This is a genomic window from Pseudoduganella aquatica (assembly GCF_020865585.1).
Taxonomy (GTDB): domain Bacteria; phylum Pseudomonadota; class Gammaproteobacteria; order Burkholderiales; family Burkholderiaceae_D; genus Rugamonas; species Rugamonas aquatica_A.
The window spans coordinates 5046072-5069202 of sequence record NZ_CP086370.1 but is presented as its reverse complement, the minus strand read 5'-3'; the positions used below and the strand labels follow the sequence as shown (position 1 = coordinate 5069202).

Here is a 23131-nt window from a genome sequence, read left to right as displayed (position 1 = left end):
CGCGCTACCGCGTCCCAAGCAGCTGAATGGATCCTAAAACCGTATATCTGATTGCAGCGCTGATGATGCTGGCGAATGGCGGCGTGCTCGGGCTGATGCATGGCGACCTGCCGCATTCGCTGCGCCCCAGCGCCGTCAGCTGGCGCGTCTCCACCCTGGTGCACGCCTGCGGCTGCCTGCTGTTCCTGGTGCAGGACCTGGCGCCGCGCGCAGTGATGCTGCCGCTGGGGAACGCCCTGTTCGTACTGGGCTTCACCGGCTACTGGCGCGCGCTGCGCCAGTTCTACGGCGCTCCGGACAGTCCCTGGATCTGGCTGCCCGCCATCGCCGGCGGCGGCGGCGTGTTCTGGTACAACCTGGTGCAGCCGGATATGGCGGCCCGCGTCGCGGTGCTGACGCTGACCTGGCTGTTCATCCTTGGCGCCTGCGTGTGGCACTTGCATTCGCAGAAGCGGCGCGCCCGCGCCAGCAGCCGCCGCGTGATGACCGGCCTGTTCGTCGGCGTGATGGTGTTCATGCTGCTGCGCCTGGCCTACTTCCTGATCGCCGGCGTGCCGCCCGGCTACCGGGTGTCCGACGGTGCTTACTGGATCAATGTCGCCTCGCCGCTGGTGGTGGCGGCCATCCCCGTGATCGGCACCACGGCCTTCCTGCTGATGTGCTCCGAGCGCATCCGCCGCCAGTGGGAGCGCGCCGCCTCCACCGACTACCTGACCGGCCTGGCGAACCGCCGCACCCTGGCTGACACCGGCGAGCGCCGCTTTGCGGCCGGCGGCGGTTTCAGCGAGGCCCGGCCAGGCATGGGCGTGGCCTTGGTCGATATCGACCATTTCAAGCAGGTCAACGACCGTTACGGCCACGCCATCGGCGACGTGGCGCTCAAGCAGGTGGCCGAGCGGCTGGAAGCGGCCTGCCGCGAGACCGAGCTGCCGGCGCGCCAGGGCGGCGAGGAGTTCGTGGTGCTGTTCGAGGCGGTGGACGCGGCCGGCGCGCGCGCCGCAGGCGAACGCCTGCGCCAGGCCGTGGCCGCGCAGCCCTTCATGGCGGGGGAGCTGAAGCTGGCCATCACCGTTTCCATCGGCGTGGCAGTGCGCGCGCCGGGCGACGCCGGCTTCGACGACCTGTTGCGCCGCGCCGACGCGGCGCTGTACGCCGCCAAGGCGGCCGGCCGCAACCGGGTAGAATGCGCTGCTCTTGAAATTGAGGGCGGTATCCCCAATTACCGGGAACCTGTGCAACACCCAACACCCTGATTAATCGAAGACTATTGAGGTAAAAATGGCTGACACCGAAAAGCAAACACTGGGTTTTCAAGCGGAAGTAAAACAGCTGCTGCAGCTGATGATCCACTCCCTGTACTCCAACAAGGAGATCTTCCTGCGTGAACTGATCTCGAACGCGTCCGACGCGTCCGACAAGCTGCGTTTTGAGGCGATCAACAACGACGCCCTGTACGGCAACGATCACGAACTGAAAATCAAGGTCAGCTTCGACAAGGCGGCGCGCACCATCACCATTTCGGACAACGGCATCGGCATGAGCCGCGATGAAGCCATTTCGCACCTGGGCACCATCGCCAAGTCCGGCACCAAGGAGTTCTTCGGCAAGCTGTCCGGCGACCAGCAGGCCGACGCGGCCCTGATCGGCCAGTTCGGCGTGGGCTTCTACTCCGGCTTCATCGTGGCCGACAAGATCACCGTTGAAACCCGCCGCGCGGGCCTGGACGCGGCGCACGGCGTGCGCTGGGAATCGGCCGGCGAGGGCGACTACTCGATCGAGCAGATCGAAAAGCCCTCGCGCGGCACCGACATCATCCTGCACCTGCGCGAAGGCGAGGACGAGCTGCTGTCGTCGTGGAAGATCAAATCCATCATCCGCAAGTACTCGGACCACATCTCCCTGCCCATCGTCATGGCCAAGGAAGAGTGGGACGAAGAGAAGAAGGAAACCGTCGTCAAGGACGAACTGGAAACCGTGAACCAGGCCAGCGCGCTGTGGGCGCGTGCCAAGTCCGACATCACGCCGGAGCAGTACGAAGAATTCTACAAGCACGTGTCGCACGACTTCGCCGCGCCGCTGACCCACACGCACAACCGCGTGGAAGGCCGCAGCGAATACACGCAGCTGCTGTACATCCCGGCCAAGGCCCCGTTCGACCTGTGGGACCGCAACAAGCGCGGCGGCATCAAGCTGTACGTCAAGCGCGTGTTCATCATGGACGACGCCGAGCAGCTGATGCCGACCTACCTGCGCTTTGTCAAAGGCGTGATCGACTCGGCCGACCTGCCGCTGAACGTGTCGCGTGAAATCCTGCAGGAATCGCGCGACGTGAAGGTGATACGCGACGGCTCGACCAAGCGCGTGATCGGCATGCTGGAAGAACTGGCCAACGCCGACGAACAGGAAAAGAAAGACAAGTACGCCACCTTCTGGACCGAATTCGGCCAGGTGCTGAAAGAAGGCGTGGGCGAGGACGCGGCCAACAAGGACCGCCTGGCCAAGCTGCTGCGCTTCGCTTCCACCAACGCCGACAGCGACGAGCAGACCGTGTCGCTGGCCGACTACGTGGCGCGCATGAAGGAAGGCCAGGACAAGATCTACTACGCGACGGCCGACAGCTACAAGGCCGCCAAGAACAGCCCGCACCTGGAAATCTTCCGCAAGAAGGGCGTGGAAGTGCTGCTGATGACGGACCGCGTGGACGAGTGGATGCTGTCCTTCCTGACCGAGTTCGAAGGCAAGGAGCTGGTGTCGGTGGCCAAGGGCGGCCTGGACCTGGGCTCGCTGGAAGACGAAGCCGAGAAGAAGGAGCACGAGGAAACGGAAACCTCGTACAAGGAACTGACCGAGAAGATGAAGGCCGCGCTGGCCGACAAGGCCAAGGAAGTGCGCGTGACCTTCCGCCTGACCGATTCGCCGGCCTGCCTGGTGGCGGACGAGCACGAGCTGTCCGGCAACCTGCTGCGCATGCTGAAGGCGGCGGGCCAGGCTGCGCCCGAGTCCAAGCCCATCCTCGAGATCAACCCGAACCACCCGCTGGTGACGCGCCTGAAGTACGAAAACGCGGACAGCACCCAGTTCGCGGACTGGTCGCACATCCTGTTCGACCAGGCGCTGCTGGCCGAAGGCGGTTCGCTGGCTGACCCGGCCACCTTCGTCAAGCGCCTGAACGAAATGCTGCTGAGCGGCGCGGCCAAGTAAGCCGCCCCGCCTGGTAAAAAGCCGGCCACCCGCGAGGGGGCCGGTTTTTTTTCGCTGAGTTGGCGGGTTACGGCCTCCGGCCTAACCCGCCCTACGCGACAAATGCCGTCAAACCATGTAGGGCGGGTTAGCCGCCAGGCGTAACCCGCCGGCGCAGCCCGAGCACTGCCGGTATGCCCAGCAATAGCATGGCCCAGGTTCCCGGCTCCGGCACCGGCGCCAGGAAGGCGCGGATCTCGCCGGCCGAGTACAGATTGCTGTGGATGTTGAGGTAGGCGGAGCCGCTGGCCAGCCCCGCGCCGAACGCCGCCTCCGCGCCCGCCGTGGTGCCGCCGTTGTTGGCCAGGAAACCCGGGCTCCAGCTGGACGCCAGCGTGGTGTCGTAGATCATCGAATAGCTGCCGCTGCTCACGCCCAGCGGGAAGCCGTTGAACGTGGGCGTTTCCGTCGCCACGCCGGCATTGCCGATGCCCGGAACCATGGTGCAGCAGTGGATGTGGGCGGCGGTGGTGGTGCCGAGCAGGCCGCTGAAGTTCATGTTCACCGTCAGCGTGTGCGCCGCGATGTCGAAGACGACCAGCGTGGAACCGGTCGCCGGCGATGGCACGGGCGGCGATTCGGCCGCGCCGCTCAGTGTGCCGCCATAGCTGACGGGCGCTGCGCTGGCGGCCGCAGCCGCCAGCGTCAAGGTGCAAATTGCCAGGCTGATTATTGTTTTCATCGCGCTACCTTTCGTTGAGAGTGGGGTAAACCAGCTTCTTAACTATAGGCCGCACGCCAAATAATGTAAAGATTGCAATATTCCAATGCTCTGCGGTATCAGCCCGTCCGGCTTAGCGCTGGGTTTGCTCGCAAAGCTCCAGCAGCAGGGCTTCACCTTCCGGCCACGGCCCGTAGCCCGCGTCGCCGTTGATATGGCCGGCGGGGCCGATGGAGACAAAGCGGCTGCCCCAGGCCTCGGCGAACTGGCGCGCGCGCGCGTCGCTCACGTACACGTCGTCGCTGCTGGAGACCACGATGCTGGGGAAGGGCAGGCGCGCCAGCTGCATGGGCTGGAAGCCGGTGGTGCAATCGGGATAGGAGGGCGCGTCGGTATCGCTGGGCGCGACCAGGAAGGCGCCGGCGATCCGGTGCCGGGAGCCGGAAGCGGCCCAGCGCGTCACCAGCGAGCAGGACAGGCTGTGCGCCGCCAGCACCGGCGGCCGCTCGCACAGCGCGATGGCCGCATCCAGTTCCGCCACCCATTCATCCCGGTCCGGCGTCTCGTAGTCGCGGTGCGGCACGCGCTGCCAGCCGTGCCTGGCTTCCCAGTGCGTCTGCCAGTGCTGCGCCCCCGAATTCCAGAGGCCGGCCAGGGTGAGTACTGCGAAATCCATGACATCTCCATGCAAAAGTTGGCAATTACGCCAGTATTGCATGGAATGCGGAATTACAGGGCGGTGCGCAGGGAGAACAGCTCGGGGAACAGCACCACGTCCAGCATCTTGCGCAGGTAGCTCACGCCGGCGGTGCCGCCGGTGCCGGTCTTGAAGCCGATGATGCGCTCGACCGTGGTGACGTGGCGGAAGCGCCAGAAGCGGAACGCGGTCTCCAGGTCCACCAGCTTTTCGGCCAGCTCGTAGAGTGCCCAGTATTTGGCCGGGTCGCGGTAGACGGCCAGCCAGGCTTCCTTGACCGACTCGTCGGCTTCCGTGGGCAGGCTGGGGTCGCGCGCCAGGCGCTCGGGGGCGATGTGCAGGCCGTTGCGGGCCAGCAGCTGGACGGCGTGGTCGTACACGGAGGGCGCGCGCAGCGCCTGCTCCAGCACGGCGTGGTTTTCCGGCGCGGTGGTGTGCACGCTGAGCAGGGCGGCATTCTTGTTGCCCAGGATGAATTCGATCTCGCGGTACTGGAAGGACTGGAAGCCCGACGAGGCGCCCAGGTAGGGCCGGATGGCCGTGTATTCGGGCGGCGTCATGGTGGCCAGCACGTCCCAGGCGTGCACCAGCTGGTCCATGATGCGGGCCACGCGGGCCAGCATCTTGAACGCGGGCGACAGCTCGCCCGCCTGCAGATTGGCGCAGACGGCGTGCATTTCATGCAGCATCAGCTTCATCCACAGTTCGCTGGTCTGGTGCTGCACGATGAACAGCATTTCATTGTGCTCGGGCGAGAGCGGGTGCTGGGCCGTGAGGATGCGGTCCAGGCCCAGGTAGTCGCCGTAGCTCATGGACTTGCTGAAGTCCATCTGGGCGCCGTGCCACTGTGCGTTGCCTGCACCGCCTGCTTCGCCGGAGGGTGCGGCTGCTGCGGGGGCGTGCATGGGGCAGCCGCTGGGAATGTCTTTGTTGTCGCTCATGGCTGCTTTCTCAGGTCACCGCGCCGCGTTCGGCGGCGACGTCGTACTCTTTATTGTCCAGTATCTGCTTCAGGATCTCGACCGCGTCCCACACGTCGGCGTAGCTGGTGTACAGCGGCGTGAAGCCGAAGCGCATGATTTCCGGTTCGCGGTAGTCGCCGATCACGCCGCGCGCGATCAGGGCGCTCATGACGGCGTAGCCGTGCGGGTGCGTGAAGCTGACCTGGCTGCCGCGCTGCGCGTGCTCGCGCGGCGTGACCAGGCCCAGCGGATGGCCGCCGCAGCGCGCCTCCACCAGTTCGATGAACAAGTCGGTCAGCGCCAGCGATTTGGCGCGGATGGCGGCCATGCTGGTCTGGCCGAACACGTCCAGGCCGCATTCCACCATGGCCAGCGAGACGATGGGCTGGGTGCCGCACAGGGCGCGGCCTATGCCGTCGGTGGGCGCGAAGCCGGGCGCCATGGCGAAGGGGGCGGCGTGGCCCCACCAGCCGGACAATGGGTGCGTGAAGGTGGCCTGGTGCTTCTTCGGCACCCAGATGAAGGCCGGCGCGCCGGGGCCGCCGTTCAGGTATTTATAGGTGCAGCCGACCGCGAAGTCGGCGTTGGCGCCGTTCAGGTCCACCGGCACCGCGCCGGCCGAGTGCGCCAGGTCCCACACCGCCACCGCGCCGCGCGCGTGCGCGAGGGCGGTCAGGGCCGCCATGTCGTGCTGGTAGCCGGTGCGGTAGTTCACATGGGTGAGCATCAGCACTGCCGTGTCGGCGTCGATGGCGGCCGGAATCTCTTCCACGCTGTCCACCAGCTTGACGGTGTAGCCGCGCTCCAGCCAGTTGGACAGACCCTGCGCCATATAGATATCGGTCGGGAAGTTGCTGCGCTCGGTGAGGATGACGCGGCGGGCGGCGCTCTTGGGCGTCTGCGCCTGCAGGTGGACGGCGGCGGCCAGCGCCTTGAACAGGTTCAGCGATGTGGTGTCGGTGACAACTACTTCATCCCCACCCGCGCCGATCAGCGGCGCCAGGCGGTTTCCCAGGCGCTTGGGCAGGTCGAACCAGCCGGCGGTGTTCCAGCTGGTGATCAGGTCTTTACCCCATTCGCGGCTAATCACGTCCTGGGCGCGGGCCAGCGCCGCTTTCGGCCGGGCGCCCAGGGAGTTGCCGTCCAGGTAGATCACGCCGGAGGGCAGGTCGAACTGGCTGCGCAGGGAGGCGAGCGGGTCTTGCGCGTCGCGGGTCAGGCAATCGTTGCGTGTGGTCATGGGATACTTGAAGCTTAATGTATATACAGGAAGGCGAAGTGTAGCAACTTTTGAGGCCGCCAGGCCGCTCCGGAATTTTTTTGAAGATTTTCAAAAAAAATTCAAAAAAACCCTAAAGTTCCCAAAATCGCTGCCGTTACCCTGTTTAAGATGCGCCGCAAAGCGCCTCCAGCAGGCCAAAAAGGCGGGCGAAAAACTTCAAAATTTTTTAAAAATTTTTGGTTTTGACCCTAAAGTTCCTGAAAACCCTGCCGTTACCGGTTTAGATGTAGCAAAAAAGAGTCATATTACCCCTCTATTTTTTGCCTGAAAACAAGGTTCTGTCTTGCAAGCAAGAATGCCTGAAACCCGCGCCAGCACTGGCGTTGCACTATGACCGCCCTGCGTTTGTCAGACAAACGCTGACAGGGTGCGTTCGCCATTTCCCGACTCCAAATACAGCCACCGTCCGCTTTTCTTGCTGTGTCCGCTCCAGCAGAATGTATCTCAACGGAAACGCAAATGCGTTACTAACGAGTGCAAACGAGGAGATGGAAATGACTGCGAACGACATGATGGCTGAGATCCGCGATGCAAACCTGAGCTACTTGATGCTGGCTCAGCAGATGATCCGCGCTGACAAAGTGACCGCCATCTTCCGCCTCGGCATCTCCGCCGACATCGCCGAACTGATCGAAGGCATGAGCAACGCCCAGATCCTGAAACTGGCAGGCGGCAACATGATGCTGGCCCGCTTCCGCTTCGACGACGGCGCCATCCTGGGCATGCTGACCAACTACAATAAAGACCGTTCGCTGGCCCAGTCGCACGCCGCCATCCTGATGGCCGGCCAGCCAGCAGAAGAAATCGCTTAAGATCCGTCTTTAAGCCCAGCCAGGTCCCCAGGAGCACACCATGAGCAAGAAAAGCGTCGTCACCGAAGCGCAGGAAATCCAGCTGGCCATCGAGCTGATCAACCTGGGCGCCCGCCTGCAGTTGCTGGAATCGGAAGTGTCGCTGTCGCGCGAACGCCTGCTCAAGCTGTACAAGGAGCTGCGCGGCGTGTCGCCGCCCAAGGGCATGCTGCCTTTCTCCACCGACTGGTTCCTCACCTGGCAGCCGAATATCCATTCCTCGCTGTTCATCAACATCCACAGCTTCCTGGTGCTGCACGCCGGCGCCACCGGCATCCAGGCCGTGATGAAGGCTTACCAGCTCTACCTCGAACAAATGCCGCCCGAACCCGGCCAGGAAGCGGTGCTGTCGCTGACCCGCGCCTGGACCCTGGTGCGCTTCTTTAATAGCGACATGCTGAAGCTGGCCCCTTGCGGCAAGTGCCAGGGCAAGTTCGTGGTCAACACCATGGACCTGCACGGTGGCTATGTCTGCGGCCTGTGCCACATGCCTTCGCGCGCCGGCAAGACCAAAAAAGCCAAAGAAGACGCGCTCGCCGCTTGAACCATCCAGTCTCCATCTTCCTCGCAAGCCGGGGCAGGGCATGATGCACCTGCGCCGGCTTGCGCGCGTCCCGGCCCTGCGCGCCGCCCTGATCCAGGCCGGCGCCTACCCGCTCACGCTGGCCGTCACCTATCTGCTGGCCACGCTGGGCCTGAAGCCCGGCCTGGCGGACGTGGCCGTGGTGCAGGGCCTGATCGCCGCCTTGCTGACCGTGCATTACGGCCTGGCCCAGTGGTGGCGCCTGATCCAGCTGCTGTTCCCGCTGGCGCTGCTGGGCGCGAGCATGCTGGCGCTGCCGCCGGCTTTCTATTTAATAGTGTTCATCGTGCTGATGGGCCTGTTCTGGTCCACCTACCGCACCCAGGTGCCGCTGTATCCGTCCGGCCCGGCCGTGTGGGCGGCGGTGGTGGCCGAGTTGCCGCCGCAGCCCGGCCTGCGCCTGATCGACATCGGCAGCGGCATGGGCGGCATGGCGCTGCACCTGGCGCGCGCGCGGCCGGACGCGCAGGTGACCGGCATCGAACTGGCGCCGCTGCCCTGGCTGTACTCGCGCCTGCGCGCCGCGCTGGCCGGCAGCCGCGCCAGCTTTGTGCGCGGCGACTACGAACTGCTCGATTTCGGCGACTACGACATGGTGTTCGCCTATCTGTCGCCGGCCGCCATGAGCGGGCTGTGGGCCAAGGCCGAGGTGGAAATGCGGCCCGGCAGCTTGCTCATCAGTTATGAATTCGAGATCCACGCCCGTCCGCCCGTCAAGACCATAGTTACCACAGAGCACGGCCCCGCGCTCTACGTCTGGCGCTTTTAACGCGTCTTTTGCTTGCCCGCTCCCCCTGTCTCACGCTATTGTAGTTCTACCTGTTAATTTAGCGTTTTTCTATCTTTTTTCGGAGCTGGCACTCTTGTTAGTCATACTTGGATATTTTGTCGTCCTCGGTTGCGTGTTCGGCGGTTTTGCCGCAGCGGGCGGCCACCTGGCCTCGCTGTTCCAGCCCGTGGAATTGCTGCAGATCGGCGGCGCCGCAATCGGCGCTTTTTTTGTGGGCAACAACAGCAAGGCCATCAAGGCCACGCTGGCGGCGGTACCCAAGCTGCTGCGCGGTTCGCGCCACACCAAAGACCTGTACATGGAGCTGATGTCGCTGATGTTCGACGTGTTGTCCAAGGTGCGCAAAGAGGGCTTGATGTCGATCGAAGGCGACATCGACTCGCCCAGCGACAGCCCGCTGTTCAGCAAATACCCGTCGGTGCTGGAAGACCACCACATAGTCGAGTTCATGACCGACTACCTGCGGCTGATGGTGTCCGGCAATATGGACGCCTTCCAGATCGAAAACCTGATGGACAACGAGATCGACACCCACCACCACGAGGGCATGGTGCCGGCCGGCGCGCTCGCCAAGCTGGGCGACGGCATGCCGGCGTTCGGCATCGTGGCCTGCGTGATGGGGGTGGTGCACACCATGGAATCGGTGGGCATTCCGCCGTCCGAGCTGGGCCTGCTGATTGCCAAGGCGCTGGTCGGCACCTCCCTGGGTATCTTGCTGGCCTACGGCTTCGTCAGCCCGCTGGCCTCGCTGCACGAGCAGAAGCTGGAAGAAGAAACCAAGATGTTCCAGTGCGTGAAAGTGACACTGCTGGCCAGCCTGAACGGCTACGCGCCGGCGCTGGCCATCGAGTTCGGCCGCAAAGTGCTGTACTCGACCGAGCGTCCTACTTTCTCCGAACTAGAGGATCACATCAAAAAATCCAAGACCAAATAAGCCCCGGCATGGCGTATTATCAGTATTATTATTGAATTATGGAAACACTAAGGAAACTCCATGGCTGACGAGGGCTTGCGGCCGATAGTAGTCAAACGCATCAAGAAGGGCGGCCATGCGCACCATGGCGGCGCGTGGAAGATCGCGTATGCCGACTTCGTGACGGCGATGATGGCTTTCTTCCTGCTGATGTGGCTGCTGGGTTCGACCACCAAGGGCGACCTGAACGGCATTTCCGAGTACTTCAAGACCCCGCTCAAGGTGGCCATGCAGGGCGGCTCGGGCAGCGGCGACAGCTCGTCCGTCATCCCCGGCGGCGGCAAGGACCTGACCCGCAAGGAAGGCCAGGTCAAGCTGGCCGACGACCCCACCGTCAGCAAGAAGACCTTCAACCTGACCGCAGCCAAGGCCGAGCTGGAGCGCCAGGAAACCGAGCGCCTGCAAAAGCTGAAGGAAAAGATCGAGGCCAAGATCGAGAGCAATCCGCTGCTGGCCAAGTACAAGAAGCAGCTGCTGCTGGACTTCACCAGCGAAGGCCTGCGCATCCAGATCGTCGACGAGCAGAACCGGCCCATGTTCGCGCTGGCCAGCGCCCAGCTGCAGCCCTACACCAAGGAAATCCTGCAGGAGATCGGCGTGGTGCTGAACGACGTGCCCAACAAGATAGGCCTGTCCGGCCACACCGACTCCACGCCGTACTTCACCGACGCCGGCTACAGCAACTGGGAACTGTCGGCCGACCGCGCCAACGCCTCGCGCCGCGCGCTGATCGCCGGCGGCATGGCCGACACCAAGATCCTGCGCGTGGTGGGCCTGGCCTCGGCGGTGCACCTGGACCGGCTCGACCCCTTCAACCCCATCAACCGCCGCATCAGCATCGTGGTGATGAACAAGAAGACCGAGGACGCGGTGTCGCGCGACGGCGCCAAGCTTGACGTCGGCACCGACACCGACGCCACCAATGCAGCTGCGGCCGCCGCGGCGGCGCCCGCGCCGGCCGCCGGCAAAAAGTAGCAACCCAAAGCAGCAACGAAGAAGTAGCAACGCCGCACCACGGCGGGTATTGAGAACGAGACTGAATATGACGAGAAAAAAAATCCTGGGTTCCCATGTAAAGCGCCTGCTGTCGGGCGTGTCGGACCACGGGAAGCGCCACCTGACGGAAGTCGAGACGGACCTGATCCAGACCAACTTGCTGCTGGAGGAGGCCATCGAGAAGCTGTCGCGCAATTTCATGGCCATCCATGAAACGGTGACGGCGCAACAGGCCGCCATTAATCTGCTGCTGGACGGCGGCTCGCCCTCGCCCGAACAGAAGGCCGAACTGTCGGCGCTGTCCGAGCAGGTGGGCACCTATGTGAACGCGGCCGTCACCAGCATGCAGTTCCAGGACATGACCAGCCAGCTGATCGACCGCACGCTCAAGCGCGTGACCGGCTTGCGCGAGTTCCTCGGCACGCTGGGCGCGCACGGCGCCGAGATGGTGCCCGACAGCGGCAGCGAGGAGATCGTGGACCTGCTGGGCAAGGTCAGCATGGCGCTGGCGATCCAGAGCCTGGAGCTGCGCAGCGTGCTGCGCAAGGCGGTAAGCCAAAAACACCTGGAAAGCGGCGACATCGAGCTGTTCTAAGCCCGCGCCGCTCCTTGAATTAACACCTTTGAAATAGCGAGAAAATATAATGGCTAAAACAATACTTGCAGTTGACGATTCCAGCTCCCTGCGCCAGATGGTGGCCTTCAGTCTGAAGGCGGCGGGCTACCAGGTGGTGGAAGCGGTCGACGGCCAGGACGGCCTGGAAAAAGCCAAGCAGCAGGCGGTGGACCTGGTGCTGACCGACCAGAACATGCCGCGCATGGACGGCCTGCAGCTGATCAAGCTGCTGCGCGAGCTGCCGACCTACCAGAAGACGCCAATTTTGATGCTGACCACCGAATCGTCCGACGAGATGAAGGCGAAAGGCCGCGCCGCCGGCGCCAATGGCTGGCTGGTCAAGCCTTTCGATCCGCAGCGGCTTATCGAGGTTGTCAAAAAAGTTATTGGCTAAGGGGCTGCCATGTGTTTAGTACTTGATGGAGTCTCGCCATGACCATCGACATTAGCCAGTTCTACCAGGTCTTTTTCGACGAGGCCGAGGAGCTGCTGGCTGAAATGGAACGGCTGCTGCTGGCGGTGGATATCGCCGCGCCCACCGAAGAAGACCTGAACGCGATCTTCCGCACCGCCCATTCCGTCAAGGGCGGCGCCGGCACGTTCGGCCTGAATGACATGACGGAAGTGACCCACATCCTGGAGACGCTGCTGGACCGCATCCGCAAGGGCGAGATGGCGCTGACCTCGGAGCACGTGGACGCCTTCCTGGCGGCCAAGGACATCCTCAAGATGCAGCTGGACGGCCACCGCCTCGGTTCGGCCGTGGACCAGGACGCCGTCGCGGACGTGCGCATGATGCTGCAATCGCTGTCGCAGGACGTGGTGGCCGCGCTGTCGCACGTGGCGCCGTCCTTCCACAGCGCGCCGCAGGAGGACGCCGTGGACCATAGCGGCGGGCGCCGCTACCGGCTGGACCTGCCGCAGATGGAGCAGCGCGAGATCAACGCGCTGTCGGCCGAGGTGGGCCTGCTGGGCGCCGTCACGACCACGCCGCTCGACGGCGGCCGCACCGCGCTGGTGGTGACCACGCACGAGAGCCTGGACGACATTATTTCGATCTGCTCCTTCATCCTCAATCCGGATGACATGAAGATTTCCGAGCTGCCCGCGCTCACGCCGGAGCAGCACGCGCTGGAGAGCGCCGAGCGCTCCCGCGTCGAGAACGACCAGGGCTACGGCTTCTTCGACCCCGAGCCGGCCAAGCCTGCCGCCGCCGCTGCCGCCGGCCAGGGCTACGGCTTCTTCCAGCCGCTGGAGCAGATCCGCGCCGACGCGGCCGCCGGCGCGGACGACGCGCGCGGCTACGGCTTCTTCGAGCCGGTGGAGGCCATCCGCGCCAAGGCCGGCATCAAGGACGAACCCGTGCCCACGCCGGCCGAGGAGGAGAAGAAGGCCGCCGTGGTGAAGAAGGAGGTCGACAAGCCGGCCGCCCACGCCGGCGCCGAATCGTCGTCGATCCGCGTGTCGATCGAGAAGGTCGACCAGCTGATCAACCTGGTGGGCGAGCTGGTGATCACGCAGGCCATGATAGAGCAGCGCGTGGACACGCTGGACCCCATGGTGCACGAGCGCCTGCTCAACAGCGTGAGCCAGCTCACGCGCAACACGCGCGACCTGCAGGAAGCGGTGATGTCGATCCGCATGATGCCGATGGACTTCGTGTTCTCGCGCTTCCCGCGCATGGTGCGCGACCTGGCGGCCAAGCTGGGCAAGAAGGTGGACTTCATCACCAACGGCGCGGCCACGGAATTGGACAAGGGCCTGATCGAGCGCATCGTCGATCCGCTGACCCACCTGGTGCGCAACTCCATCGACCACGGCATTGAAATGCCCGAGGTGCGGCGCGCGGCCGGCAAGACCGACGCGGGGCGCCTGTTCCTGTCGGCCAGCCACCAGGGCGGCAATATCATCATCGAAGTGTCGGACGACGGCGGCGGCTTGAACCGCGAGAAGATCCTGGCCAAGGCCAAGTCCTCCGGCCTGCCGGTGACCGACACCATGAGCGACGCCGAAGTGTGGCAGCTGATCTTCGCGCCGGGCTTTTCCACCGCCGAGCAGGTGACCGACGTGTCCGGCCGCGGCGTGGGCATGGACGTGGTCAAGCGCAATATCACCGCCATGGGCGGCACCGTGGACATCCGTTCGGCCAAGGGCTTCGGCACCACCATCTCGATTTCGCTGCCGCTCACGCTGGCGATCCTGGACGGCATGTCGATCAAGGTGGGCGAGGAGATCTACATCCTGCCGCTGGGCTTCGTCATCGAGTCGATGCAGCCGGCGCCGGAGGACGTGAAGGAAATCTCCGGCAAGGGCAAGGTGATCAAAGTGCGCGGCGAGTACCTGCCGTTGATCCCGCTGTACCAGATGTTCGAGATCACCCCGCGCTTCACCGACCCGGCCGAAGGCCTGGTGGTGATACTGGAGACGGAAGGGCGCAAGGCGGCCCTGTTCATCGACGACCTGGTGGGGCAGCAGCAGGTGGTGGTGAAGAACCTGGAGTCGAACTACCGCAAGGTGGCCGGCATCTCGGGCGCCACCATACTGGGTGACGGCGGCGTGTCGCTGATCCTGGATGTGGCGGCGTTGATACGCTCGTCGCGCCAACTCGCGGACGAATCCATTTTTTCGTAAATAAACCAATACACTAAGTCAGTACATCAGTAAGTAACTTAGCCAGAAGGAATCCATCATGTCAGACGCAATCCAGAACGCCGGCAACCACGATATCGCCGGCCGCGAATTCCTCGCCTTCACCCTCGGCAAAGAGGAGTACGGCATCGATATCCTGAAGGTGCAGGAGATCCGCGGCTACGAGGCGGTGACCCGCATCGCCAACGCGCCGGAATTCATCAAGGGCGTGATCAACCTGCGCGGCATCATCATTCCGGTGGTGGACATGCGCATCAAGTTCAACCTGGGCGAGCCGGTGTATGACCAGTTCACCGTGGTCATCATCCTCAACATCAACGGCCGCGTGGTCGGCATGGTGGTCGACAGCGTGTCCGACGTGACCACGCTGATGCCGGAGCAGGTCAAGCCGGCGCCGGAAATGGGTACCGCCTTCAGCACCGAGTACATGATAGGCCTGGGCACCATCGACGAGCGCATGCTGATCCTGGTCGACATCGACAAGCTGATGTCCAGCCCCGAGATGGGCCTGATCGACAAGCTGGCTGCGTAAGACCTCGCAGCAGCAGCGGCGGCGGTGAACGCCCGGAGAGGCAGCGCCGCCGCGCAATAAAAAAACAGGGAGATAGAGATGAACTTACGCGACTTTAAAATTGGTACCCGCCTGCGGCTGGGCTTCGGCAGCATTTTGCTGATCCTGGTCGCGATGGTGCTGCTGACGAACGTGCTGAACTACCGCAACAAGGGCCAGCTGCGCACCGGACTGGAACTGACCACGGCCAAGACGCTGCAGGCGGCCACCATGAAAAGCGCCATGCTGGAAACCGGCATCGCCATGCGCAATATCGGCCTGCAGTCGGACGTGAGCCTGATGCAGAAGGAGGAAAACAAGGTCAAGGAGCAGCGCAAGCGCTACGACGCGGCGCGCGAAAAACTGCAAAGCCTGGGCCTGAACGACGCGGAAAAGAAAGCGCTGAGCGATATCGCCGCGCTGGACAAGGACGTGGACGCGGCCTTCAAGGAAGCCATCGGCCAGGTGCTGGCGTTTAACAGCGAAGGCGCGGCGAAAGTGATCGCCAGCCGCATCGACCCGCTGAACCAGCAGACGCTGGCGGCCCTGAACGGCCTGGTGGACATGCAGCAGAAGGCCGCCACCAATGTGCTGGAAGGCTCGGTCTCGGCCGACACCCAGCTGATGGTGATGCTGTTCGTGATGGGCGGCGTGGCCGTGGCCATCGGCGTGTTCGGCGCCATCCTGATCACCACCTCCATCACCGGCCCGCTGCAAGGCGCGGTGACCGTGGCGCAGAAAGTGGCCGGCGGCGAACTGACCTCGCAAGTGACGGTGGAAGGCCAGGACGAGACCAGCGAGCTGCTGCAGGCGCTCAAGGATATGAACGACAGCCTGGTGCGCACCGTGTCCGACGTGCGCACCAGCACCGAGACCATTACCGTGGCCTCGCAGGAAATCGCCTCCGGCAATGCCGACCTGTCCTCGCGCACCGAGTCGCAGGCCAGCTCGCTGGAGGAAACCGCGTCGTCGATGGAGGAACTGACCTCCACCGTGAAGCAGAACGCGGACAATGCGCGCCAGGCCAACCAGCTGGCCGTCTCGGCTTCGTCGGTGGCGGTGAAGGGCGGTTCGGTGGTGTCGCAAGTGGTGGAAACCATGGGCTCGATCAAGGCTTCGTCCAGCAAGATCGTCGATATTATCGGTGTGATCGACGGCATCGCCTTCCAGACCAACATCCTGGCGCTGAACGCGGCCGTCGAGGCGGCGCGCGCGGGCGAGCAGGGACGCGGCTTCGCGGTGGTGGCCTCCGAGGTGCGCAACCTGGCGCAGCGTTCGGCCGGCGCGGCCAAGGAGATCAAGGAACTGATCGGCGATTCGGTCGACAAGGTCGATGCGGGCAGCCGCCTGGTGGACGAAGCCGGCCAGACCATGGAGCTGATTGTCACCTCGATCAAGCAGGTGGCTGATATCATGGGCGAAATCACCGCCGCCACGCAGGAACAGAGCAACGGCATCGAGGAAGTGAACCAGGCCATCACGCAGATGGACGAGATGACGCAGCAGAATGCGGCCCTAGTGGAGGAAGCCGCCGCGGCGGCCGAGAGCATGCAGGAGCAGGCGCAGAACCTGGCGCACGCGGTCAGCATCTTCAAGCTCTCGAGCGACGCGATGCATGCGCCGCGCGCCGCCGCGCCCAAGCCGAAGTTCGTTGCACCCAAGCCGGCCGCACCCAAGCCGGCAGCGCGCACCGCCGTGGTGGCAGCGCCCAAGCCCGCCAAGAAGCTGGCCTCGGCCGCGCCTGGCGACGATTGGGAAGAGTTCTAAGCAGGGCGCCCTAGCAGGCATTGTTCCAGGCAGTTCGTTTTAAGGGTTTACAAATGCCGCAATCTAAAGACACCGTCAAAGAGTTTGACTTCAACTCCAAGGACTTCGAGCGGGTCCGGGGCCTGATCTACAAGCGGGCCGGCATTTCGCTGGCCGACAGCAAGCAGGAGATGGTGTACAGCCGCCTGGCGCGCCGTTTGCGCGCCACCGGCATCTCGTCCTTCATGAAATACCTGGACGATCTGGAGGCGGGGCGGCTGGGCGACGAGTGGGAATCCTTCACCAACGCCCTGACCACCAACCTGACGTCCTTTTTCCGCGAGGCGCACCACTTCCCGCTGCTGGCCGAGCATGTGAAGAACAAGCGCGACCTGACCATCTGGTGTTCAGCCGCCTCCACCGGCGAGGAGCCGTACTCCATCGCCATGACCTTGTGCGAAGCGTTCAACACGCTCACGCCGCCGGCCACCATTATCGCCACCGACATCGACACCAATGTGCTGGCGGCCGGCGCCAACGGCGTCTACACCATGGACCGGCTGGACAAGATGTCGCCCGAGCGCCAGCGCCGCTTTTTCCTGAAGGGGAAGGGCGACAAGGAGGGCATGGTGCGGGTGCGTCCCGAGCTGCGCAATATGATCACCTTCAAGCAGCTCAACCTGCTGGGCGACCAGTGGCCGGTGACCGGCCCCTTCGACGTGATCTTCTGCCGCAACGTGATGATTTACTTCGACAAGGCGACTCAGCGTAAAATACTGTCCCGCTTCGTCCCCCTGATGAAGCCGGACGCGCTGCTGTTCGCCGGCCACTCCGAGAATTTCCTCTATGTGTCCGACTCGCTGAAGTTGCGCGGCAAGACCGTGTACGAGCTGGACAAAAGATAGAAACCCTAAGGGCGCGCCATGGATTTAGAACAATTTGCCACCAACGTCTACTACGACCGGACCTTTGACTGCGACGCCGCCAAAATCCTGCCGGGTGAATACTATTTCACCGCCAAGGACATGCTGATCGTCACCGTGCTGGGTTCCTGCGTCTCGGCCTGCATCCGCGACCGTGTGAGCGGCCTGGGCGGCATGAACCACTTCATGCTGCCGGACGGCGGCAGCGATCCGAACAGCCCGATTTCGGCCTCGGCCCGCTACGGCACCTACGCCATGGAGATCCTGATCAACGACCTGCTGAAGGCGGGCGCGCGGCGCGACAACCTGGAGGCCAAGGTGTTCGGCGGCGGCGCGGTGCTCAAGGGCTTCACCGCCATCAACGTGGGCGAGCGCAACGCCGCCTTCGTGCAGACCTTTTTGCGCAACGAGAAAATCCGCATCGTGGCCGAGGACTTGAACGACATCTACCCGCGCAAGGTGTATTTTTTTCCGCGCACCGGCAAGGTGCTGGTCAAGAAGCTGATGCAGTCGCACAACGACACCTTGGCGAAACGCGAGATCGAATACGCCAGCCGCCTGAAGAAGCAGCCGGTGGCCGGCGAGATCGAGCTGTTCTGACTTAATACGAAAGTTTTATCATGAAGATCAAAGTCCTGATCGTAGACGATTCCGCGCTGATCCGCAGCGTGATGACCGAAATCATCAACAACCAGCCCGACATGGAAGTGGTGGGCGTGGCGCCGGACCCGCTGGTGGCGCGCGAACTGATCAAGCAGACCAACCCGGACGTGCTGACGCTGGACGTGGAGATGCCGAAAATGGACGGCCTCGACTTCCTGGAAAAGCTGATGCGCCTGCGCCCCATGCCGGTGGTGATGGTGTCCTCGCTGACCGAGCGCGGCTCCGAGATCACCATGCGCGCGCTGGAGCTCGGCGCGGTCGACTTCGTCACCAAGCCCAAGATTTCCATCCAGAGCGGCATGCGCGAGTACACCGACCTGATCGCCGACAAGATCCGCGCCGCGTCCAAGGCGCGCGTGCGCGCCCGTACCATCCCGCAGGCCGGCGCCGCCGGCCAGACCGCGCTGCCGCAGCTGCGCAACCCGCTCATGTCCTCTGAAAAACTGATCATCATCGGCGCCTCCACCGGCGGCACCGAAGCCATCCGCGAATTCCTGATGCAGATGCCGTCCGACTGCCCCGGCATCCTGATCACCCAGCATATGCCGGAGGGCTTCACCAAGTCCTTCGCCAAGCGCCTGGACTCGCTGTGCAAGATCGCCGTCATCGAATCCCAAGGCAACGAGCGCGTGCTGCCCGGCCACGCCTATATCGCGCCCGGCCACTCGCACCTGACGCTGGCGCGTTCCGGCGCCAACTACATGACCAAGATCGACCAGGGCGAACCGGTGAACCGCCACCGCCCGTCGGTGGACGTGCTGTTCCGTTCGGCGGCCCAGTTCGCCGGTAAAAATGCGGTCGGCGTGATCCTGACCGGCATGGGCAAGGACGGCGCCGCAGGAATGTTGGAGATGAAGAACGCCGGGGCGTATAATTTTGCGCAGGACGAAGCCAGCTGCGTCGTGTTTGGCATGCCGAGGGAAGCGATCGCGGTCGGCGGCACCCATGAAGTGGCGCCGCTGCAGGCGCTGCCCGGCATGGTGCTTGGCTACCTGGCAACGCATGGCATGCGCGCGTTGCGCGTGTGACGAACGAAACGTCACGTTTCATGTGCTGGATGACGTATTACTGCTACTTTGTTCGCCTTAGAGCAACGAAAATGCTATGCTACAAATAGCTCGTGCTTATAGACACTATTAACAACCGCGTAAGAGAATCAACGGAGTAATTCATGGCTGATCCAAAGATGAAATTTTTAGTAGTAGACGATTTTTCGACGATGCGCCGTATCGTCCGGAATCTGTTGAAGGAACTGGGTTACGCCAATGTGGACGAGGCAGAAGACGGTGTCATGGCACTGGCCAAGCTGCGCGCGGAGCAGTTCGACTTCGTGGTGTCCGACTGGAACATGCCGAATATGGACGGCCTGACCATGCTGCAAAACATCCGTGCCGATCCCGCGCTGGCCAAGCTGCCGGTGCTGATGGTCACGGCTGAAGCGAAGAAGGAAAACATCATCGCCGCCGCCCAGGCTGGCGCCAATGGCTACGTGGTCAAGCCATTCACGGCCGCCACGCTGGACGAAAAGCTGAACAAGATCTTCGAAAAACTCGGCGCCTGATCGCCGGGGCAGGCCCGAAGGGCATGGGCTGGCGCATGCGCCGGCCTTTTTGACTTTTAGCGACCACAACATGCATCAAACCAATTACCTTGTTCGTGAACCGCTGCTGGACCCCAAGCAGCGCGTGGTCGGGTACGAACTGACGTGGCAGGGCGGCGCGGGACACGTGGCGCTGCCCACCCAGGCCGCGCTGGAAGACCTGGTGGCCTTTGTGGCGGCCGAGGTCAACAGCGAGGAGGACGGCTGGCTGCTGCGCGACAAGACGCTGTTCCTGGAAGCCGTGCCGGGCATGCTGTCGACCGACGCGCTGCACAACCTGCCGCCCGAGCACACCGTGCTGTCGCTGAAGGCGGTGGCGCTGGCCAATGCGGATACCTTGTCGGCGGTGCAGGCGCTGCGCGCCGGCGGCGTGGGCATCCTGCTGCGCGACGCCGACCTGGCCCGCGTGGGCAGCCGTTTGGGCACCATCGCCTCCTACGTGGAGGTGAAGTTCACCGGCGCCGACGTGGCCGCGCAGGCGCGCGCCTACGCCGCGCTGAAAGCGTCCAATCTGCGCATGGTGGGGCGCCCCGTCAGCACCTGGGCGGACTTCGACGCCTGCGCCGCGCTGGGCCTGGACGCCTTCGTCGGCAAGCTGCACCTGACGCCACGCCCCGGCTCGGACACCAAGGGCATGAACCCGGCGCAGACCATCATCATGCAGCTGATGCAGATGGTGAACGCGAACGCCGACATCAAGCAGCTGGAAGACGTGCTCAAGCGCGACGCCGCACTGTCCTACAAGCTGCTGCGCTACATTAATTCCGCCGGCTTCGGCGCGGGGCGCGAGATCGCCTCGCTGCGCCAGGCCATTACTCTGCTGGGCTACGCGCCGCTGTACCGCTGGCTGACGCTGCTGCTGGCCACCGCCAGCACCAGCGGCTACTCGCCGGTGCTGCTGGAGACGGCCGTGGTGCGCGGCCGCCTGGCCGAGCTGCTGGGCGTGAAGGCGCTGGGCAAGGCGGACGCGGAGAACATCTTCGTGGCGGGCATGTTCTCGCTGCTGGACCGCTTGCTGGGCATACCGATGGAGGAGGTGCTGGCCAGCATCCAGCTGTCGGACGACGTGGTGGCGGCCTTGCTGTCGCGCTCGGGCAAATACGGGCAGTACCTGGCATTGGCCGAGGCGTGCGAGCTGAACAGCAACCTGGTGTCTTCGCTGGCAGGCGCGCTGAGCCTGACGCCGGCCGAGGTCAACAAGGCCCACCTGTCGGCGCTGGCCTGGACCCAGAGCATCGCCGGCTGATCCGGCGGGTTACGGCTGCGCCTAACCCGCCCTACGCACAGCCAGGGCCATCGTTCCACCGCTTACACCGCTCACACCGTAGGGCGGGTTAGCGCAGCGTAACCCGCCAGGCTCCGCCTAGAACCGGTGCCGTATGCCCAGTGCAAAGGTATTCCCATCCGCCGCCGTGCTCAGCTTATCGTACAGATACGACGCGTACACATCGGTGCGTAAAGACAGGTTGTAATCATATCCCGCCGCCGCCGTATCGCGCCGGAAGGGTGCCTTGACGAAGGCGCGCTCATTCGCCCGCGCCCAGGCCAGCATCCACCGTCCCGCGCCCTGCGGCACGGACAGCCCCAAATGCGCGGTGCGCGTGGTGCGTCCGCTGCCTTCCTGGCTGTTGCGCGCATAAGTGGCATAAGCCTTCACCACCTTGAAGTCATACGCCGCGCCCGCGAAATAGGTGCGCTGGCTGGGCGCCGCCGTGGTGATGCCCACGCCGTTGCCGATATCCTGCGCCGCCACGGCCGCAGTCAGGCTGGCGCTGGTGTACTTCAGCACCGCCACCTTGTTGTTGCCCGGGCTGTTGGCTGCATGCTCACCCAGCCCATATTGCCCGACAAAATTGAAGCCGTTCACCACCGGCGAGGTGTAATGCACCGCATTGCTCCAGCCCGAATCCCCGGCCGACGAACTGCCGTAGGGCACGATCCACATCTGGGTCATCAGCGGCGACAGCCGCGTTGAAAAGCCATAGGGATTGAACGCCGCCGTGGTCTGGAACAGCGGGTTCGGTATGCGGCCGATCTTGGCCGCGCCCCAGCCTGCGTTCAGCCCGACATAGGCCGCGCGCGTGAACAGGCCTTCGCCCGTGGTGCGGCCTTGTTCGCCGGTGTCGGGGCGCATGAAACCCTCGATGGCGAAGGTGGCCGATTCGCCGCCGCCCAGGCTCTCCAGTCCGCCTATACCCCAGTACGAGGTGGTCATGCCGCCGGCGTTGACGACGTTGCCGCGCGCGGCCACGCCGCTGGTGGCGGAGCGGCCCAGATACACGTCGGCCATGCCGTAGATTTGAACGGTCCCGGTCTGCGCGCCGGCGGAGATGGGAAGGAGGGCAGCCAGCAGCGGGCCGCTTAACAGCAGGGTGGGGTGTGCAAACCGCATGTGGGCGTCTCGCAATGGGGGGGATGCAGCTCGGAAAGAATAGCTTAGCACGGTGGCGGCCGCCCGGGACCGCCACCGTTGTTTTGGCGACAGTGCCGGTTTAGATTTCCAGATTGTCGATCAGGCGGGTGGTGCCCAGCTTGGCGGCGGCCAGCACCACCAGCGGCGTGCCCTGCGCCAGATCGCCCGCCGCGGGCGGCTGCAGGTCGTTGCGTTTGCGGATGGAGATGTAGTCCGGCTGCCAGCCGCGCTTGGCCAGCTCTTCCATGGCCTTGTGTTCCAGCTGGAAGATGTCCAGGTGGCCGGCGCGCATTTCATTGGCGACGAAGTTCAGGCTCTGGTACAGCGCGGGCGCTTCGGCGCGCTCCGCCGGCGACAAATACATATTGCGCGAGGACAGGGCCAGGCCGTCGTCCGCGCGGTAAGTCTCGGCGGCGATGATCTCGGTGGGCAGGGCGAACTGGCGGCTCATGTTACGGATGATCATCAACTGCTGGTAGTCCTTCTTGCCGAACACGGCCACGCGCGGACGCACGCAGGAGAACAGCTTCATCACCACCGTGCTGACGCCGGTGAAGAAGCCGGGACGGAATTCGCCCTCCAGCGTGTTGCCCAGGCCGTCCGGCGGCTGCACGCGGTATTCCTGCGGCTCCGGGTACATATCCTTCTCGGTCGGCGCAAACAGCACGTACACGCCTTCCTTCTCCAGCTTCTCCACGTCGGCCTGGAAGGTGCGCGGATATTTCTCAAAGTCTTCGTTCGGGCCGAACTGCAGGCGGTTGACGAAGATGGACGCCACCACCGGGTCGCCGTGCTTGCGCGCCAGGCGCATCAGGGACAGGTGGCCTTCGTGCAGATTGCCCATGGTGGGCACAAACGCGGTGCGCAGCTGGCCGCTCAGGTGGTCGCGCAGTTCTTCTATGTCGGAAATGATTTTCATGGGTTTTCTCTTGTTGT

24 protein-coding genes are annotated in these 23131 nt (G+C 64.0%); 18 read left to right on the top strand and 6 right to left on the bottom strand.

Annotation, left to right across the window (positions count from 1 at the left end):
- The first annotated feature begins 26 nt into the window (after window positions 1–26).
- Both KT882_RS22625 and htpG read left to right on the top strand, forming a co-directional pair.
- Window positions 27–1253 carry a GGDEF domain-containing protein gene (locus KT882_RS22625; protein WP_161073021.1) on the top strand — a complete coding sequence of 409 codons (1227 nt, stop codon included), beginning with the start codon at window positions 27–29 and terminating at the stop codon, window positions 1251–1253.
- Window positions 1254–1278: 25 nt separating this feature from the next.
- A complete protein-coding gene (htpG, locus tag KT882_RS22620; RefSeq protein WP_161073020.1) occupies window positions 1279–3201 on the top strand; it encodes a molecular chaperone HtpG in 1923 nt (640 codons plus the stop codon).
- A gap of 127 nt (window positions 3202–3328) precedes the next feature.
- Here htpG and KT882_RS22615 read toward each other — a convergent pair whose 3' ends face one another.
- The 4 genes from KT882_RS22615 to kynU all read right to left on the bottom strand — a co-directional run bounded on the left by KT882_RS22615 (window position 3329) and on the right by kynU (window position 6800).
- Window positions 3329–3922 carry a CHRD domain-containing protein gene (locus KT882_RS22615; protein ID WP_161073019.1) on the bottom strand — a complete coding sequence of 198 codons (594 nt, stop codon included), beginning with the start codon at window positions 3920–3922 and terminating at the stop codon, window positions 3329–3331.
- 112 nt (window positions 3923–4034) lie between these two features.
- Entirely contained in the window at window positions 4035–4577 is a 543-nt protein-coding gene (locus tag KT882_RS22610; protein WP_228893368.1) for an RBBP9/YdeN family alpha/beta hydrolase, read from the bottom strand.
- Window positions 4578–4630: 53 nt separating this feature from the next.
- Window positions 4631–5539, bottom strand: a complete 909-nt coding sequence (gene kynA / locus KT882_RS22605; RefSeq protein WP_228893367.1) for a tryptophan 2,3-dioxygenase — start codon at window positions 5537–5539, stop codon at window positions 4631–4633.
- 10 nt (window positions 5540–5549) lie between these two features.
- Window positions 5550–6800: a kynureninase gene (gene kynU, locus KT882_RS22600; protein ID WP_161073016.1), complete on the bottom strand. Its 1251-nt coding sequence runs from the start codon at window positions 6798–6800 to the stop codon at window positions 5550–5552.
- Here kynU and KT882_RS22595 point away from each other — a divergent pair.
- The 16 genes from KT882_RS22595 to KT882_RS22520 all read left to right on the top strand — a co-directional run bounded on the left by KT882_RS22595 (window position 6799) and on the right by KT882_RS22520 (window position 21028).
- On the top strand, window positions 6799–7110 hold the full coding sequence (locus KT882_RS22595; RefSeq protein ID WP_161073015.1) for a hypothetical protein: 312 nt from the start codon (window positions 6799–6801) through the stop codon (window positions 7108–7110). The genes kynU and KT882_RS22595 overlap by 2 nt on opposite strands.
- A gap of 226 nt (window positions 7111–7336) precedes the next feature.
- On the top strand, window positions 7337–7654 hold the full coding sequence (flhD, locus tag KT882_RS22590) for a flagellar transcriptional regulator FlhD (RefSeq protein WP_057157943.1): 318 nt from the start codon (window positions 7337–7339) through the stop codon (window positions 7652–7654).
- A gap of 40 nt (window positions 7655–7694) precedes the next feature.
- Complete coding sequence (flhC, locus tag KT882_RS22585) at window positions 7695–8237, top strand: flagellar transcriptional regulator FlhC (RefSeq protein ID WP_161073014.1); 543 nt, start codon at window positions 7695–7697, stop codon at window positions 8235–8237.
- A gap of 40 nt (window positions 8238–8277) precedes the next feature.
- Window positions 8278–9045: a class I SAM-dependent methyltransferase gene (locus KT882_RS22580; RefSeq protein ID WP_161073013.1), complete on the top strand. Its 768-nt coding sequence runs from the start codon at window positions 8278–8280 to the stop codon at window positions 9043–9045.
- A 94-nt stretch (window positions 9046–9139) separates the two neighbouring features.
- On the top strand, window positions 9140–10000 hold the full coding sequence (motA, locus tag KT882_RS22575) for a flagellar motor stator protein MotA (RefSeq protein WP_228893366.1): 861 nt from the start codon (window positions 9140–9142) through the stop codon (window positions 9998–10000).
- A 60-nt stretch (window positions 10001–10060) separates the two neighbouring features.
- The gene (motB, locus tag KT882_RS22570; protein WP_161073011.1) at window positions 10061–11014 is read left to right on the top strand and encodes a flagellar motor protein MotB; all 954 of its coding nucleotides are present in this window, start codon (window positions 10061–10063) and stop codon (window positions 11012–11014) included.
- Between the two features lie 67 nt (window positions 11015–11081).
- The gene (locus KT882_RS22565) at window positions 11082–11630 is read left to right on the top strand and encodes a chemotaxis protein (protein WP_161073010.1); all 549 of its coding nucleotides are present in this window, start codon (window positions 11082–11084) and stop codon (window positions 11628–11630) included.
- Window positions 11631–11679: 49 nt separating this feature from the next.
- Window positions 11680–12045, top strand: a complete 366-nt coding sequence (locus KT882_RS22560; protein ID WP_056396897.1) for a response regulator — start codon at window positions 11680–11682, stop codon at window positions 12043–12045.
- A 38-nt stretch (window positions 12046–12083) separates the two neighbouring features.
- The gene (cheA, locus tag KT882_RS22555) at window positions 12084–14282 is read left to right on the top strand and encodes a chemotaxis protein CheA (RefSeq protein WP_228893365.1); all 2199 of its coding nucleotides are present in this window, start codon (window positions 12084–12086) and stop codon (window positions 14280–14282) included.
- A 58-nt stretch (window positions 14283–14340) separates the two neighbouring features.
- Window positions 14341–14832: a chemotaxis protein CheW gene (locus KT882_RS22550; protein ID WP_161073008.1), complete on the top strand. Its 492-nt coding sequence runs from the start codon at window positions 14341–14343 to the stop codon at window positions 14830–14832.
- Window positions 14833–14910: 78 nt separating this feature from the next.
- Complete coding sequence (locus KT882_RS22545; RefSeq protein WP_161073007.1) at window positions 14911–16617, top strand: methyl-accepting chemotaxis protein; 1707 nt, start codon at window positions 14911–14913, stop codon at window positions 16615–16617.
- 53 nt (window positions 16618–16670) lie between these two features.
- Window positions 16671–17501 carry a CheR family methyltransferase gene (locus KT882_RS22540; protein ID WP_228893364.1) on the top strand — a complete coding sequence of 277 codons (831 nt, stop codon included), beginning with the start codon at window positions 16671–16673 and terminating at the stop codon, window positions 17499–17501.
- A gap of 18 nt (window positions 17502–17519) precedes the next feature.
- Window positions 17520–18119 (top strand): chemoreceptor glutamine deamidase CheD, encoded by a 600-nt coding sequence (gene cheD / locus KT882_RS22535; protein ID WP_161073005.1) that lies wholly within the window; start codon window positions 17520–17522, stop codon window positions 18117–18119.
- Between the two features lie 20 nt (window positions 18120–18139).
- Window positions 18140–19210: a protein-glutamate methylesterase/protein-glutamine glutaminase gene (locus tag KT882_RS22530; protein ID WP_321170286.1), complete on the top strand. Its 1071-nt coding sequence runs from the start codon at window positions 18140–18142 to the stop codon at window positions 19208–19210.
- A gap of 143 nt (window positions 19211–19353) precedes the next feature.
- A complete protein-coding gene (gene cheY, locus KT882_RS22525; RefSeq protein ID WP_028104141.1) occupies window positions 19354–19743 on the top strand; it encodes a chemotaxis response regulator CheY in 390 nt (129 codons plus the stop codon).
- 70 nt (window positions 19744–19813) lie between these two features.
- Complete coding sequence (locus tag KT882_RS22520) at window positions 19814–21028, top strand: EAL and HDOD domain-containing protein (protein WP_161073003.1); 1215 nt, start codon at window positions 19814–19816, stop codon at window positions 21026–21028.
- Window positions 21029–21145: 117 nt separating this feature from the next.
- On the opposite strand, the gene KT882_RS22515 is transcribed toward KT882_RS22520, so the two are convergent.
- On the bottom strand, window positions 21146–22174 hold the full coding sequence (locus KT882_RS22515; protein ID WP_161073002.1) for a porin: 1029 nt from the start codon (window positions 22172–22174) through the stop codon (window positions 21146–21148).
- Window positions 22175–22274: 100 nt separating this feature from the next.
- The gene (panC, locus tag KT882_RS22510; protein WP_161073001.1) at window positions 22275–23114 is read right to left on the bottom strand and encodes a pantoate--beta-alanine ligase; all 840 of its coding nucleotides are present in this window, start codon (window positions 23112–23114) and stop codon (window positions 22275–22277) included.
- Window positions 23115–23131: the final 17 nt, after the last annotated feature.

Coding starts and splice junctions, on each gene's coding strand:
- panC (WP_161073001.1), bottom strand. CDS start 23,114: ATGAAAATCATTTCCGACATAGAAGAACTGCGCGACCACCTGAGCGGC.
- cheA (WP_228893365.1), top strand. CDS start 12,084: ATGACCATCGACATTAGCCAGTTCTACCAGGTCTTTTTCGACGAGGCC.
- flhC (WP_161073014.1), top strand. CDS start 7,695: ATGAGCAAGAAAAGCGTCGTCACCGAAGCGCAGGAAATCCAGCTGGCC.
- kynA (WP_228893367.1), bottom strand. CDS start 5,539: ATGAGCGACAACAAAGACATTCCCAGCGGCTGCCCCATGCACGCCCCC.
- motB (WP_161073011.1), top strand. CDS start 10,061: ATGGCTGACGAGGGCTTGCGGCCGATAGTAGTCAAACGCATCAAGAAG.
- KT882_RS22545 (WP_161073007.1), top strand. CDS start 14,911: ATGAACTTACGCGACTTTAAAATTGGTACCCGCCTGCGGCTGGGCTTC.
- KT882_RS22615 (WP_161073019.1), bottom strand. CDS start 3,922: ATGAAAACAATAATCAGCCTGGCAATTTGCACCTTGACGCTGGCGGCT.
- flhD (WP_057157943.1), top strand. CDS start 7,337: ATGACTGCGAACGACATGATGGCTGAGATCCGCGATGCAAACCTGAGC.
- KT882_RS22550 (WP_161073008.1), top strand. CDS start 14,341: ATGTCAGACGCAATCCAGAACGCCGGCAACCACGATATCGCCGGCCGC.
- KT882_RS22610 (WP_228893368.1), bottom strand. CDS start 4,577: ATGGATTTCGCAGTACTCACCCTGGCCGGCCTCTGGAATTCGGGGGCG.
- KT882_RS22565 (WP_161073010.1), top strand. CDS start 11,082: ATGACGAGAAAAAAAATCCTGGGTTCCCATGTAAAGCGCCTGCTGTCG.
- htpG (WP_161073020.1), top strand. CDS start 1,279: ATGGCTGACACCGAAAAGCAAACACTGGGTTTTCAAGCGGAAGTAAAA.
- KT882_RS22560 (WP_056396897.1), top strand. CDS start 11,680: ATGGCTAAAACAATACTTGCAGTTGACGATTCCAGCTCCCTGCGCCAG.
- KT882_RS22595 (WP_161073015.1), top strand. CDS start 6,799: ATGGGATACTTGAAGCTTAATGTATATACAGGAAGGCGAAGTGTAGCA.
- KT882_RS22530 (WP_321170286.1), top strand. CDS start 18,140: ATGAAGATCAAAGTCCTGATCGTAGACGATTCCGCGCTGATCCGCAGC.
- kynU (WP_161073016.1), bottom strand. CDS start 6,800: ATGACCACACGCAACGATTGCCTGACCCGCGACGCGCAAGACCCGCTC.
- KT882_RS22580 (WP_161073013.1), top strand. CDS start 8,278: ATGATGCACCTGCGCCGGCTTGCGCGCGTCCCGGCCCTGCGCGCCGCC.
- KT882_RS22520 (WP_161073003.1), top strand. CDS start 19,814: ATGCATCAAACCAATTACCTTGTTCGTGAACCGCTGCTGGACCCCAAG.
- KT882_RS22540 (WP_228893364.1), top strand. CDS start 16,671: ATGCCGCAATCTAAAGACACCGTCAAAGAGTTTGACTTCAACTCCAAG.
- cheD (WP_161073005.1), top strand. CDS start 17,520: ATGGATTTAGAACAATTTGCCACCAACGTCTACTACGACCGGACCTTT.
- cheY (WP_028104141.1), top strand. CDS start 19,354: ATGGCTGATCCAAAGATGAAATTTTTAGTAGTAGACGATTTTTCGACG.
- KT882_RS22515 (WP_161073002.1), bottom strand. CDS start 22,174: ATGCGGTTTGCACACCCCACCCTGCTGTTAAGCGGCCCGCTGCTGGCT.
- KT882_RS22625 (WP_161073021.1), top strand. CDS start 27: ATGGATCCTAAAACCGTATATCTGATTGCAGCGCTGATGATGCTGGCG.